Source organism: bacterium (assembly GCA_035371905.1).
In the GTDB taxonomy this organism is placed as follows: Bacteria; Ratteibacteria; UBA8468; order B48-G9; family JAFGKM01; genus JAMWDI01.
The window spans coordinates 1-14,156 of sequence record DAORXQ010000047.1; the positions used below are offsets into that span (position 1 = coordinate 1).

Annotated in this window: 17 protein-coding genes; 5 read left to right on the forward strand and 12 right to left on the reverse strand. The window is 30.2% G+C overall.

What is annotated here, in order from left to right; genetic code table 11:
• The 5 genes from PKV21_06030 to PKV21_06050 form a co-directional block, all read left to right on the forward strand.
• Positions 1 to 400: RHS repeat-associated core domain-containing protein (locus PKV21_06030; protein HOM27048.1), on the forward strand; the 400-nt coding region annotated here is incomplete at its 5' end.
• A 177-nt stretch (positions 401 to 577) separates the two neighbouring features.
• On the forward strand, positions 578 to 1,006 hold the full coding sequence (locus PKV21_06035) for a hypothetical protein (protein ID HOM27049.1): 429 nt from the start codon (positions 578 to 580) through the stop codon (positions 1,004 to 1,006).
• A 155-nt stretch (positions 1,007 to 1,161) separates the two neighbouring features.
• Positions 1,162 to 1,281, forward strand: a complete 120-nt coding sequence (locus tag PKV21_06040; GenBank protein HOM27050.1) for an RHS repeat protein — start codon at positions 1,162 to 1,164, stop codon at positions 1,279 to 1,281.
• Between the two features lie 4 nt (positions 1,282 to 1,285).
• A complete protein-coding gene (locus PKV21_06045) occupies positions 1,286 to 1,561 on the forward strand; it encodes a DUF4258 domain-containing protein (GenBank protein ID HOM27051.1) in 276 nt (91 codons plus the stop codon).
• Positions 1,545 to 1,769 (forward strand): DUF2283 domain-containing protein, encoded by a 225-nt coding sequence (locus tag PKV21_06050; protein ID HOM27052.1) that lies wholly within the window; start codon positions 1,545 to 1,547, stop codon positions 1,767 to 1,769. Before PKV21_06045 ends, PKV21_06050 begins: the two co-directional genes overlap by 17 nt.
• A 99-nt stretch (positions 1,770 to 1,868) precedes the next feature.
• Here PKV21_06050 and tsaD read toward each other — a convergent pair whose 3' ends face one another.
• From tsaD to PKV21_06110, 12 genes are all read right to left on the reverse strand, one after another.
• A complete protein-coding gene (gene tsaD / locus PKV21_06055) occupies positions 1,869 to 2,846 on the reverse strand; it encodes a tRNA (adenosine(37)-N6)-threonylcarbamoyltransferase complex transferase subunit TsaD (GenBank protein ID HOM27053.1) in 978 nt (325 codons plus the stop codon).
• Positions 2,847 to 2,886: 40 nt separating this feature from the next.
• A complete protein-coding gene (locus PKV21_06060) occupies positions 2,887 to 3,750 on the reverse strand; it encodes a divergent polysaccharide deacetylase family protein (GenBank protein ID HOM27054.1) in 864 nt (287 codons plus the stop codon).
• On the reverse strand, positions 3,751 to 4,917 hold the full coding sequence (locus tag PKV21_06065; protein ID HOM27055.1) for a S41 family peptidase: 1,167 nt from the start codon (positions 4,915 to 4,917) through the stop codon (positions 3,751 to 3,753).
• A gap of 32 nt (positions 4,918 to 4,949) precedes the next feature.
• Positions 4,950 to 6,377, reverse strand: coding sequence for an Asp-tRNA(Asn)/Glu-tRNA(Gln) amidotransferase subunit GatB (gene gatB, locus PKV21_06070; GenBank protein ID HOM27056.1), 1,428 nt, complete (start codon positions 6,375 to 6,377; stop codon positions 4,950 to 4,952).
• A gap of 1 nt (position 6,378) precedes the next feature.
• Positions 6,379 to 7,392: a DUF4432 family protein gene (locus PKV21_06075; GenBank protein HOM27057.1), complete on the reverse strand. Its 1,014-nt coding sequence runs from the start codon at positions 7,390 to 7,392 to the stop codon at positions 6,379 to 6,381.
• Complete coding sequence (locus PKV21_06080) at positions 7,376 to 8,455, reverse strand: LysM peptidoglycan-binding domain-containing protein (GenBank protein HOM27058.1); 1,080 nt, start codon at positions 8,453 to 8,455, stop codon at positions 7,376 to 7,378. Before PKV21_06080 ends, PKV21_06075 begins: the two co-directional genes overlap by 17 nt.
• Entirely contained in the window at positions 8,452 to 9,165 is a 714-nt protein-coding gene (gene cysE / locus PKV21_06085) for a serine O-acetyltransferase (GenBank protein HOM27059.1), read from the reverse strand. The genes PKV21_06080 and cysE overlap by 4 nt, the downstream gene beginning before the upstream one ends.
• Complete coding sequence (locus PKV21_06090) at positions 9,158 to 10,369, reverse strand: dihydrolipoamide acetyltransferase family protein (GenBank protein ID HOM27060.1); 1,212 nt, start codon at positions 10,367 to 10,369, stop codon at positions 9,158 to 9,160. Before PKV21_06090 ends, cysE begins: the two co-directional genes overlap by 8 nt.
• A 25-nt stretch (positions 10,370 to 10,394) precedes the next feature.
• Complete coding sequence (locus tag PKV21_06095; protein ID HOM27061.1) at positions 10,395 to 11,369, reverse strand: alpha-ketoacid dehydrogenase subunit beta; 975 nt, start codon at positions 11,367 to 11,369, stop codon at positions 10,395 to 10,397.
• A 14-nt stretch (positions 11,370 to 11,383) separates the two neighbouring features.
• Entirely contained in the window at positions 11,384 to 12,343 is a 960-nt protein-coding gene (locus PKV21_06100) for a thiamine pyrophosphate-dependent enzyme (protein HOM27062.1), read from the reverse strand.
• Between the two features lie 13 nt (positions 12,344 to 12,356).
• Positions 12,357 to 13,391 carry a zinc-dependent dehydrogenase gene (locus PKV21_06105; protein ID HOM27063.1) on the reverse strand — a complete coding sequence of 345 codons (1,035 nt, stop codon included), beginning with the start codon at positions 13,389 to 13,391 and terminating at the stop codon, positions 12,357 to 12,359.
• Positions 13,388 to 14,156, reverse strand: a 769-nt coding sequence (locus PKV21_06110; protein ID HOM27064.1) for a hypothetical protein, incomplete at its 5' end; no start/stop codon positions are given. The genes PKV21_06110 and PKV21_06105, both read right to left, overlap by 4 nt.

A 14,156-nucleotide genomic window follows, 5' to 3' on the forward strand; every position in this document is an offset into this window, starting at 1 on the left:
TTATGATGCCTTTGGTAATTTATTAAGTAGTTCAGGTTCAATCAGTCAGCCGTATCAATATGTAGGAAGAGAGGGTTATTATAGGGAAGGAGATATAGGTTTGTATTTATTAGGTCAGAGGTGGTATGATGCAGAGGTAGGTAGGTTTGTAAGTAGAGATTTAATAGGCCATAGAATACTTAATCTTTATTTTTATTGTAGAAATAATCCTTTAAATTATATAGATGCAGAAGGAAGAATTTTTGTTGAGATTTCTATCCCTGCTACTACTTATTTATCCAGATGTCTTATAATAGCCCGGCAAATCTTAAATCGCTATCAGTCTATAGAAGATAACCATCTTCGTCATTGTATAGCAAGTTGTAAATTAGCTGAAGAAACAGATAAATTTTGTTCTTAATTTGCTGGTTGGTGGAATGAAGTTAGGCCTGGCAGGAGTGGAAGAAGTGGATACGAAGAGGATATGGCTTCAAATAGAGTTGGCATCAGATGTTATGAGGAGATAAATGAAAGATGTTCTACCCATAAAAGGTATAAATCCTGTGAAGAATGTTGTAAAGAAAATAGAATATAAAATATGCTTAAAAAATTTATTTTCCATATTATTAATTTTTTCAAAATTATTGATCTCACACCTTTCATAATTTTATTATACTGGATAGGTTGTGGATTACTTGCAAGAAAATGTTTTCCATATTTTAAAAGTAATTCAAAGATATCCTTAAAGAAGGGAACATTAATATTTTTTTGTTTTTTAGGATATAACGTTTTGTTTTCAGCATTTACATTTGGAACACTTATTGCCAGTGGTAGAGTTGTCGAGAAAAAAGCAAGAAATTTCTGCAAAAAGTTAATTATGGATTTTAAAGAAGAATATGTTGATGAGGAAATTTTTATAGAAGCAAAAGAGAAGAAAAATTTGAAAGAAATAATAAATGAAATAAAGGGTAAAGACTTTAAAATTGAATTTTATGATTTTTTTATGCAATATGGGAATATGAAATAATAGTGGATAGCAAAAAGTATTTATTTGGTATAGAAGAAACACCATTTCCTCTATTCAGAATTATTTTTAATCCAAATTTCAAACTTAAAAAAATAATAGAAAAAAAAAATAAGCTATAGCAAACTTTTAAAATTATATATACAGGAACAACAACAATGATATATGACCAACTTGGGAATTTAATAGAGAAAAACTTGCCAAATGGAATAAAAGAGCAGTATAATTATGATGATATGGGAAGGTTGATATGCAAAATATATTTTAAGAAAGGATAAGATTTTGAAAATTATTTTTTCAAGGCATGCAGAGGATAGAATAAAAGAAAGAGGGGCAACAAAAGAAGAAATATTTAAAACAATCAAAGAAGGAGAACAACTACCAGTAAAAGAAGGAAGAGTTGCTTACAAGAAGAATTTTCAATATAATAAAAAGTGGAAAGGGAAATATTATACCACAAAACAAGTTATAGTTATAACAAAAAAGGAAGGGGATAATTTAATAGTAATAACAGTTTTTACATTTTATATTGGAGGAAAAAATGAGGATAAAATATGACCCTGAAATAGATGCGATGTACATATATTTAGAAGATAGGAATAAAGAAGTGACACCAATAAGAATAAATGAAGATGTAGCAATTGATATAGGAGAAAAAGAAAGAGTCGTGGGGATTGAAATACTTAATGCTTCAAAATATTTTAAGATAAAGAGTAAAAAGCCAGAGATTAAAGTTGAGAATTTGTTAGTCAGTAGTAAAAAATAGTATTTAAAAAGATGAGAATTATATATGGAGTGGATGGTTTGTTAGTATTGTGTGAGTTTGATGATAGTTTGAATGTGCTGGAAAAGTAAAAAAGAAAGTTTATTTCGTAGGAATTACATTTATTTTATTTATATCTTTTGGTTTATTATCTTTATTCATAAAATAAGCCATACATGCAACCATAACTCCATTGTCAATACATAAATTTTTTTCAGGGATAAATACTTTTATATTTATAGGAATTACTTCCCTTATTCTTTTTTGAAGATATGAATTACTCACAACTCCGCCACCCAAAATAAATGACTTAACATTATATTTTTTGATAGCAGTTTTAATCTTTTTACTTAATAAATCACCAATTGTTTTCTGAAAAGAAGCACAAATATCTGGAATATTTTTTTTGCCATATTTTTTAACGTAATAAAGAACAGATGTTTTCAAACCACTAAAACTGAAATTAAGAGAATTAGGAGAAATAAGCGGAATTGGAAATTTTATTTTATTTTCATCTCCATTCTGTGCTTTTTTTTCAATATATGGTCCAGATGGAAAAGGAAAATCAAGAATTCTACCAACTTTATCAAATGTTTCTCCACAAGCATCATCAAGAGTTCTTCCAATTTCTTTAAAACTTGTATAATTTTCTATATAAAAAAAACTTGTATGCCCTCCTGAAATAACAAAACCAAGAGCAGGAAATTCAACTTCTTCATTTAAAAAATTTACTGAAAGGTGTGCATGTAAATGATTTACAAAATAAATTGGTTTTTTCAATCTATAAGATAGCCCACAGGCAAAAGAAACTCCAACAAGTAATGAACCTTTAAGTCCTGGATGATTTGTCACCCCTATAATATCAATATCTTCAATTCTTATTCCACTTTTTTCAATTGCTAAGTTAAAAAGATTATCTATCCTTATCAAATGTGCTCTACTTGCAAGTTCAGGAACAACTCCTCCATAAACAGTATGAATATCTTCTTGAGAAGCAACAATATTAGCAAATATCTTTTTGTCTTTTATTATCCCAATTCCTGTTTCATCACAGGATGTTTCAATACCAATAACTATCATTTATTTTTCTCCTTTAATATTTCTAAACTTTAAATAACAATCATTCTAAAAGAGATGAAACAGGAACAATCTTAATACCGTTTTCCTCAAAATCAGTTATCCTGTTTTTTAACACATTTATTGTAGATGTTTTAGCATGCCCAATTGCAATTGCATTTCCTTTCTCTTTTGCTATTTCTATTAATTCATCTATTTTTTTATTTACTTCTTCAGGGTCAGGTGATATGTCAAGAAAAATATCTCTCTTACCTGTTTTTATTCCTAATTCTTTTGCAATTTTAAATCCACAACTTTTTGAATTCGTCAAACTATCAACAAAAAATAAGTTTTTTTCTTTCATATTTTCAAGTAGAATTTTCATTTTTTCTTCATTTACTGTATATAGAGAGCCCATATGATTGTTAATACCTTTAATATAGGGTAAAAATTCATTGACATTATCTTCAAAAATTTTTTTTATTTCTTCATCTGTCATATCAGTTTTTATTAGCCCTTTGTCAAGACATTGAGATGGTGGTGATGGTTCAAGAGGAAGATGTAAAAGTAATTCATAATTTTTATCTTTTAATTCATCTAAAATTTTTTTACTGTAGGGCGCTTTTGGTAAAAGTGAAAGCGTAAGTGGTTGATTTATTTTTTTAACTTCTTCTATTATAGATAAATTCCATCCAACATCATCAATTATAATAGCCACTTCACCCTTCCCCTTCAATTTTTTCTTTTCAAATTTTCTCGGTACTTCAGGTTTTATTTCTGGAGGATAAAACTCTGTAACTTCTTCTTTTTTTTCAACTTTCCCTTTTTCTGTAAATTTATAAAGAAGTTTTATCCCTGTAATTAAAATACACAAAATCAAAAATAAAAGAAGTGGAACAAAAAAGGAACAATTATTCTCTTTTTTCATTTAAATCATCTTTTTTATTTCTTCAAGAGCTCTTTTAAACTGAGTATCCTCTTCACTCGTTGGAATTATTGGTTTTTCTCCCTCAAGTTTAACCTCTATGTCAGGAACAATCCCTTCTCCTTCAATACATATTCCCTTTGGAGTATAATATTTTGCTATTGTCAATTTTATCGCTGAACCATCTGAAAGTGGTATAACATTCTGAACAGAACCTTTACCAAAAGTTTTAGTTCCCACCGAAAGGAAATTTTGATAATTGTCTTTAAGAGCACCAAACAATATTTCAGAAGCAGATGCACTCCCTCCATTTACAAGAAGAACTATTGGCTTTTGCCATAAAGGTCTATTTTTGCTGTAGAATTTTGCAGAGTCCTTTTTATTTCTTCCCTGTGTATAAACAATTAATTTGTTAGGCGGTAAAAACATTTCACTCACTTCAATAGCAACATTTAAAAGTCCACCGGGATTATTTCTTAAATCAAGAATTAAACCTTTTAAATTTTTTTCATTAAATTCAATTAAAGTTTTTTTCAAATCTTCTGTTGTGTTTTCCTGAAATCCGGTTAACCTCACATAGCCAATTTCTCTATATATTTTTGATTTTACTGATTTTATTTTTATGACATCCCTTTCTAATGTAAACTTCATCAAATTTGAAACACCCTCTCTTAAAACACTTATTGTTACTTTTGTACCTTTTTTCCCTCTTAACATTTGAGCCGCTTCCATAGTTGTCATATCTTTGGTTGATTTTCCATCTATTTCTATTATTTTATCGCCCTCTTTAATTCCGGATTTCCACGCAGGAGTATCTTCAATTGGACTTACAACAGTAATTATTCCATCTTTAAGTGTTATTTCCATTCCCACACCTTCAAACTCTCCTTTTGTTTCTATCTGCAATTCTTTTTTCAATTCAGGTTCTAAAAATGCACTATATGGGTCAAGAGACATTAACATACCTTTTAAAGCACCGTATATGAGTTTTTTATTCTCCACAGGCTCAACATAATTATCTCTGACTATATTTAAAGCATCAATAAGTAGTTCCAGATTTTTATAGGGATTATCTTCCCACTTCTTTTCCCGAGAAACCTTGACGTCGCCACCAAAAACAATTGAAAGGAATAAAAAACCCAGAATTACTAAAATTATTCTTTTTCTCATATTTCTCCTTTTTTATCTATTTATTTTACCCTTTATTTTAAATTTTTTAAACTGTCCAATAAAATTTCCTTTACAATATTTGGATTCGTTTTTCCACCTGTTTTTCGCATTACTTGACCAACCAGAAAACCTATAACCTGCTCTTTTCCTTTTTTCCAGTCATCAATTGCTTTCTGGTTTTCCTGTAAAACTTCATTAACAATATTTTTTATTATACTTTCGTCTTCTATCTGAATAAGATTTCTCTTTTTTACAATTTCAGATGGTTTTTCACCTGTCATAAACGATTCTTTAAATATTTCTTTACCAACAGTCATTGTTATCTTTTTTTCATCAATCATTTTTAAAATTTCAATAAAATTTTCTACTTTTAGAGGAATTTCTTCTTTATTTAATATTTTACCTTTTGTTAAAGATAAGAGTTCACCCATTATCCAGTTTGCAATTATTTTCGGATTGTTATAATTTCTTACACATATTTCAAAATAATCTGCAATACCTTTTTGAGAAATTAAAACACCTGCGTCATAATCAGATAGATTATATTCTTTCTTAAATCTTTCTTTTCTTTCATCTGGAAGTTCTGCTATTTCTCCTTTTATTTTTTCAATCCATTCACTATTTATCTCAACAGGAACAAGGTCTGGTTCAGGAAAATATCTATAATCATGTGCTTCTTCTTTAGTCCTCATACTTTCAGTTATCTCTTCTTTCTCATTCCACAATCTGGTCTCCTGATTTATTTTTTCTCCTTTTTTTAGTATCTCCATCTGCCTTTTACTTTCATATAGTAGTGCTTTTCTAACAGATTTAAAAGAATTCATATTTTTAACTTCTGTCTTTACTCCAAGTTTTTCATCTCCTTTTTTCCTGACAGAAATATTTGCATCACATCTTAAAGAACCTTCTTCCATATTGCAATCACTTATTTCAAGATATTCAAGTATCTGCTTCAATTTTTCAAGAAACCTTTCTGCCTCTTCTGGACTTCTTATATCTGGTTCTGTAACCATTTCAAGTAAAGGAATTCCACTTCTGTTAAAATCAACAAATGAGAAAAAACTGTTTTCAGAATGTAATAATTTCCCTGCATCTTCTTCAAGATGTATTCTTTTAAAATGGATTCTTCTTCCATCTACATCAAGATGACCTCCTGTTGCAATAGGTTCTTCATATTGAGATATCTGATAATTTTTTGGTAAATCAGGATAAAAATAATTTTTTCTTGCAAATCTACAAAATTTTGAAATATTTGAATTAAAAACAATACCTGTTTTTATGGCTAGTTCAATTGCTCTTTTATTTATAACAGGTAAAACTCCAGGCATTCCTGTACAGACAGGACAGATTTGAGTATTTGGGGGATTTCCAAATTCTGTTGAACAACCACAGAACATCTTTGTTTTTGTCAAAAGTTCAACATGTACTTCAAGTCCAATAATTATTTCATACTCTTCCATTTTAGATTTTTTTCACTCCTGCTTTTAAACTGACTTTCAATGAACAATTTTCTTTTAATTTTAACTGGTCATTTCTTTTTATTGCTTCTGCTAAATTTGGTAAACTTGAAAATGGTTCAAGAGCAATATTATAATTTCTTCCCCACCATGGATAGTTGTAACTCCCTTTTGCAATTCTCCAGAACCATAGATATTTAAAAACTTCTTTAGGAAATTCCATAAAAAATCCAGTTTTCAAACTTTCATTTATTATTTCATAATAACCCTCTTCCAAATCAGATATGAAAATAACGTCAGAAACATTATCTTCTTCAGAAGGGACTTTGCTTATGTCAACCTGTTTTCCATCAATTCCTTCAACAAATGGCCAGTTTCCCTCTGTCTGTTTTAAATTTGTATATGATTTTCCGTCACCAGGAACAACTTTTACTTTACCACCTTTAATATTTATAATACAATTTTCTGATAAAAATGGTTTGCCAAAAGCAGGATGATGTCCCCAGATAAAATCAACTTCTTCACCTGCAAGATTAAAAACTTCTTCATATATTTCTATATATGGAATTCCGCTTTTAATCGTAATTATTTTTTCAAGATAAAATGGAGTTCTATATGTATAAACAGAAAATTTAATAGAAACTCTGTCTTTTGTATCTTCAATTATTTTATAATCCCATGGCAGTAAAGCAACCTCTCCATGAAGCCCTAAAATCGCACCTTTATACTCACAAATTCCGCCTCCATTCGGGAATATCTCCTGCCATCCACCGGGATAGTAATCAATAAAACTACCTAATTTTGTCGGTGCTGTCTGAATTAACTTTGATTGATGATAAACAGGTATTGGACTTCTCCACATAAAATCAATATCTTTTTCCTTATAAAGAAATTCAACTATATCTGTTCCTTTATCAACAAGAATTTCAACTCTTATAATTTCATTTTCAAGGTAAATGCATTTATAACCCTTCCATTCAAACTCCATAAATCTACAACCGTTATTCCTGTTCAACATTTTCAAGCCCTTTTGCAAAATATGTTTCCTCATCAATCAAATATCTTCTGAATCCTGCAAATCTTTCTTTAAAATATCTTTCACTTAACGAACTTATAACAACTCTTCTCAATGTATAACTTGCATGAACAAAAAGGTCATTTCCAAGATATATTCCAACATGTCCAATTCCACTTCCTCTTTTAAAGAAAACCAAATCTCCAGGTAGTGCTTCCTCTTTCTCTATTTCAATTCCATTTTTGTATTGTAGAGAAGAATTCTGTGGCAATAATATTCCTATCGTCTTATACACAAGTCGGGTCAATGCAGAACAATCCAAACCACTTTTACTTTCACCACCATATTTGTATTTAACTCCAAGATAATTAAATGCTTCCTCTATCAATTTTGTTCTGACATTGCTTTGTTTATCTAAAATTGTATCTTTTTTTGTTTCTTCATCAAGTAAATTTCTTGGTGGAATAACAATAATCTGACCTACTTTTAAATCTTCTTTTTTAATAAGATTTGCCTGTAGAAGTTTTTCAGGTTCAATACCAAATTTCTCACTTATTGATTCTAAAGTATCTTCTTCACAGATTTTATAGTATGTTTTTTTTGAAACATCCACTATTGGCTGTATTTCATCTGGATTAATATCTTTTTTCACTGTCTCTATTTTCTTTACTCCTACCACAAGTTTCTGCCCTGGTTTAATTGAAGAACTTTTTAAATTATTCAATTTTTTTAATTGTGTAATTGTAAGACCACATTTTTGGGATATTTTATATAAAGAATCGCCTTTTTTAACAGTATAATATTCTTTAACTAAATTCCCACTTTTTTCTTTGGTAATTTTTTCTTCTTTTTCTTTTTTATCAACAACTAATCTCTGTCCGGGTAAAATATTTGATGTTTTTAAATTATTCATTTTTTTCAGTTCGTCAACTGTTTTTCCATATTTCTTAGCAATTACAGAAAGATTTTCTCCTTTTTTTACAGTATGATAAACAGTATATGTAATGCTATAAGAGGAAAAAGATAAAAACAAAATGAAAATTATGAAAAATTTCCAGAAATTCATTTAATACCTCCTTCTAAAAGTTCCATAATTTCTTTTTTCTTTTCTTCAAAATACTCATCTATTTTTGATTTTAAACCTTCAAGTGTTTCAAGTTCTTTTATTCTTCTTTTCAATTCTTCCTGTTCATCAAGAATTAACTGAAAAATTTTTAATATTGGGTCTGGAAGTTTATCGTGGTCAAGGTCTATCTTTTTTTCTCTTTTTTCTACGATTCTTGCAGGCACTCCAACAGCAGTAGTCCCTTCAGGTATATCCTTTATAACTACACTACCTGCTCCTATTTTTGCTCCATCTCCAACCTTTATTGGACCGAGTAAAATTGCTCCTGCTCCTATAACTACATTATTTCCAATTGTTGGATGTCTTTTCTCTTTTTTTAAAGAAGTGCCACCAAGAACAACTCCCTGATATATTAAAACATCATTTCCTATTTCTGATGTTTCACCAATAACAACTCCCATTCCATGGTCAATAAAAAACCTTCTACCTATTTTTGCTCCAGGATGTATTTCTATTCCTGTTAAAAATCTGCTTATATGGGAAATAATTCTTGCAAATGTTCTTGCCCCTTTTTTCCAGAAAAAATGGGCAATTCTGTGAAGCCATATAGCATGTAATCCTGGATAACTTGTAATTACTTCAAAAACATTTCTTGCTGCCGGGTCTCTTTCAAAAACAACTTTAATATCTTCTTTTATTGTCTCAAACATTTTTGAAAAGTAAGATTGATGGATTTTCAATCACTTCTTTTAATCTTTTATAAAAATTTGCTGCATATGCACCGTCAATAATTCTGTGGTCAAAAGAAAATGAAATATACATATAATTTTTTATAACAGGACTCTCATTTTCAACAAAAATACCCTTTTCAATTTTCCCAACACCCATAATTGCAACACCAGGTGGATTTATTATTGGATAAAAATTTTCAACCTCATACATACCAAGATTTGAAATAACAAAGTTTGTCCCTTTTATATCCTCTTCAGTTAATTTCCCTTCTCTTGCTCTTTCAACAAGTTTTTTTCTTTCCTCTGTAATTTCTTTTATTGTTTTTTTATTCGCATTTTTTATTGAAGCAACAACAAGACCTTCGGGAACACTTATAGCAAGTCCAATATCAATATTTTTATAAACCCTTATTTCTTCATTCACAACTCCTGCTCCAATAACTGGAAATTCCTCAATGACTCTTGATGTCAAAAAAATCAAAAAATCTGTAATTGTATATTTTTCTCCTTCTTTTTCTTTGTTTTCTTTTATTTTAAGAATATTATCAACTATTACCTTTCCCTGAAAATAATAATGAGGAATAGTTTGTTTACTTTCCGTAAGTCGTTTTGCAATTATCTTTCTTAAAGGGGTCCACTTTATTACTTCATATTCTCCCCTATCTTCTGAAACTATCCTTTCTTTTTCAATTTTCTCTTTTCTTTTTTCAATGTATTCAAGTATGTCTTTCTTTTCTATCCTTCCCTCAGGTCCTGTGCCTTTTATTTCACTTATATCAACTCCATATTCCTCTGCCAACCTTCTTGCAACTGGACTGATTTTTATTCTTTCTTCTTTTTCTTCAACTTTTTCCTTTTTTATTTCAGAAACAGAGATAACTTCTTTCTTTTCTTCAACCTTTATTTCTTTTTTTTCTTCCTTAATTTCTATTGGTTCATCAGGTGTATCTGTCATATATGCAATAACAGTTGTAACAGGAATTGGCTGGTCAGAAGGATGAAAAAGAATCTTCCTTAAATAACCGGAATACGGACTTTCAACTTCAAAATTTGTTTTATCACTCATAACTTCAAAAAGGACTTCTCCTTTTTCAACCTTATCTCCTTCATTCTTTTTCCAACTGACCAAATATCCTTCTTCCATTGTCTCACCAAGTTTCGGCATAATTATCTCTCTTAACATTACTCAACTCCTTTTTAACTCTATTTCATTTTAACACTTCTTTTACTCCTTTACAAATTCTTTCAACATCAGGGATGGCAAGTTTTTCAAGAACAGGACTTTTTGGCATAGGAACATCAGCACCTGCAACACGTATAATTGGGGCATCAAGGTAATCAAAGGCATTTTCAACTATCTGCATACCTATTTCAGCACCTGTTCCACCTGTCTTACAATCCTCCTCAACTATAACAACCCTGTTTGTCTTTTTAACTGATTTAACAACTGTTTCAATATCCATAGGTAAAAGTGTCCTTAAATCAATAACCTCAACACTTATTCCTTCTTTTTCTAAAATACTGGCTGCTTCAAGTGAGAATAAAACCATTCTTGAATAAGTTATAATTGTTACATCAGTACCTTCTTTTTTTACATCGGCAACACCAATTGGAATAAGATATTCTTCTTCAGGAACTTCTCCCTTTGTATTATAAAGCATTTTGTGTTCAATAAATACGACTGGATTATCATCTCTTATTGCCGATTTTAATAAACCTTTTGCATCATAAGGGGTTGAAGGCATAACAACTTTAATTCCAGGTATATGTATCAGCCATGCCTCTAAACTCTGTGAGTGATGTGCTCCAAGAGTTCTGCCTGCTCCACCTTCTGTTCTTATTACAAGAGGAACTGTACATTTTCCACCAAACATATATCTTATTTTTGCAACCTGATTATTGAGTTGGTCCATACAAAGTCCTATAAAATCAATATACATAATTTCAGCAACAGGTCTTAAACCGGTTAAAGCAGCACCAAGAGCAGTTCCAACAATAGCATTTTCTGAAATTGGTGTATCTATAACTCTTTCATCTCCGTATTTCTGCCAAAGTCCCGCTGTAACACCGTAGGCACCACCATAAATTGCTATATCTTCTCCAAATAGAAAAACTCTCGGGTCCCTTGCCATTTCTTCATCAAGACCCTCATTAAGTGCCTGTCTGTATGTTATAGTTCTCATTTTTTAACTCCTTTTTAAACATATAAATCAGTATAAAGTTCTTCTGGTTCTGGATATGGACTTTTTATTGCAAAATCAACCGCTTCTTCTATTTCTCTTCTTACCTCTTCTTCAATTGCATTTATTTCTTCTTCAGTTAAAATCTGCTGTTCCTTCATTTTATTTGCAAAAATTAAAATCGGGTCCCTTTCTTTCCAGAATTTTTCTTCCTCTCTGGTTCTGTAAACTCTTGGGTCACTTCTACTGTGTCCATAATATCTATATGTATTTGCAACTATAAAACTTGGTCCTTTACTTTCTCTCGCATAATTTACCCATTTTGCCACAACTTCTCTTACAGCAAGAACATCCTGTCCATCCACATTTTCAGCAGGTATATCAAAAGCAATTGCTTTTTTTGTTATATCCTTTACAGCATGAGACCTTTCAACAGATACACTCATTGCATATTTATTATTTTCACATATATAAATAACCGGTAATTTCCATAAAGAAGCCATATTTAAACATTCAAAAAATATTCCATTATTTGTTGCTCCATCTCCAAAAAAGCATAAAACCACTTTATTCTGTTTCTGAAGTTTAATTGAAAGACCTGCCCCTGTCGCTATTCCAAGCCCTCCTCCTACTATTCCATTTGCTCCTAAATTTCCTTTTGAAAGGTCAGCAAGATGTAGTGACCCACCTTTTCCTTTACAAACACCTGTTTTTTTACCAAGAATTTCTGCCATAAGTGCTTTTAAATCACCATCTTTTGCAATAGCATGACCATGCCCTCTGTGAGTACTTGTAATATAGTCATCCGGATTTATAACTGAAATTGCTCCAACTGCAACTGCCTCCATTCCTGCATAAAGATGAGAACCACCTTCTGCAATATTTTTGGCAAGAAGTTCCATTATCATATCTTCAAACTGCCTTATTTGCATCATCTGTTTTAAAAGTTTTACAGCAAGTTCTTTTGTAATTTCCATCTTATTCTCCTTTTTAAGGCATTATTAAAACTTTCATTCCCTTTTTATTTTCAACTATTTCAAACCCATCTTTTATCTTTTCAAGAGGTAATTTATGAGTTATAAGTTTTTCTATATTTATCCTTCCTGTTGATAAAAGTTCAATTGCAATTTTATTTTGCAGAGGCGTTGAACCATGCGTACCCACAACAAAAAATTCTCCATAATGGAGTAAATTACTATCAAATTGAATATATGGTGCTTCTTTAGGTAACCCGCCAAAAAAATTTATTGACCCTCTTTTTGCAACAAGTTTCAAAGAAATTTCCTGTGCCTGCTTACTTCCAACTGCAACAATAACTCTATCTGCCATATGACCATCTGTAATCTTTTTAACTTCTTCATAAATATCTGTTTTGTTCATATTTATAAGATAACAACCTGTAAATTCTGCCTCTTTAATTCTTTCCTCAGAAATATCAGCAAGGATTACTTTTCCTGCACCATTAACTTTTGCTAAAAGTGAATGTAAAATTCCAATAGGACCTGCTCCAAGAATTAAAATTATATCACCAACTTCAATCCTACTTAAAATTTGACCATTTATAACACATGCAAGTGGTTCAGCAAGGCAAGCAAGTTCAAAAGAAAGATTATCAGGTATTTTATTAACGCAACCATTCAATACAGCATTTTCTGGAACAAGCATATATTCAGCAAATCCACCATCATAATGATAACCAATTGCTTTCAAGTTTTCACACATTGTTTGCTGTCCTTTTCTGCAATAATAACATCTTCCACATGGTATCGCAGGAGCAACTGCAACTCTATCTCCCTCCTTATATTCTTTAACATTCTTCCCAACCTTCTCAACTATTCCACTTACTTCATGACCTGTTATTCTTGGAAAGACAATATGCTTATGTCCATGATGGAAAACTTTAATATCAGTTCCACATATAGCACATGCTTTTACTTTAATCAGAATTTCATTTTCTGATGGGTCGGGTATTTTTACATCTTCAATTTCAAGTTTTTCAATGTCTTTTAAAATTGCACCTTTCATTTCTTTACCTTTTTGTAAATTTCCTTAACTCTTTTTTTTATCTTTTCATTATAAATACCACATATTTCTTCCAAAACAAAATCAATTCCTCTCTTCTTCTTAATTTCCTGCAATTCTATACTTTCTCTATCAAGTGAATAATTATAGCATAAAGCAGTTGCAAGGACAAAACATACATTTTCTGGAAAAATATTATATTCAAGACATAAATTAATTGCACCAACAATTCTTTCATTTTTACTGATTTTCCTCAAAGGTTCTCTTCCAACTCTGTAAATAGTATCTCCAAGAAGTTTATTATCAAATCTCATATTAAGGTCAGAAAAATAATTTTCAAGTTCTTCTTTGCCAAAATTATATTTTTTTATAAGTGCCTCCTTAATTTCCTTTTGGACATTTAAAAGTAGATTTAAAATTTCCTTATCCTCTACACATTGCCAAATATAAGTATAACCTTTTAGGTAACCATAATAGGCAAGAGATACATGAGAAAGGTTATGGCCAAAAAGTTTTAGTTCTTCATATTGATGTAAATTAGAAACAGGTAAAAAACCAACTATTTCAGGAATTTTTCCTTTAAATCCATTTTTATCAACAGGGAGAATTTTATATGGTTCAACCTTAACAAGCAATGGATTTTCTTTTTTTTCTTCTTCTGTTAATGGAGAAGTCATTCTACTTATAACTGTTTCAACAAATCCAACATTCTTATTTAAAAAATCAATCTCTTTTTTTTCAAGAAGCCCTTTATTTAAAATTTCTCTT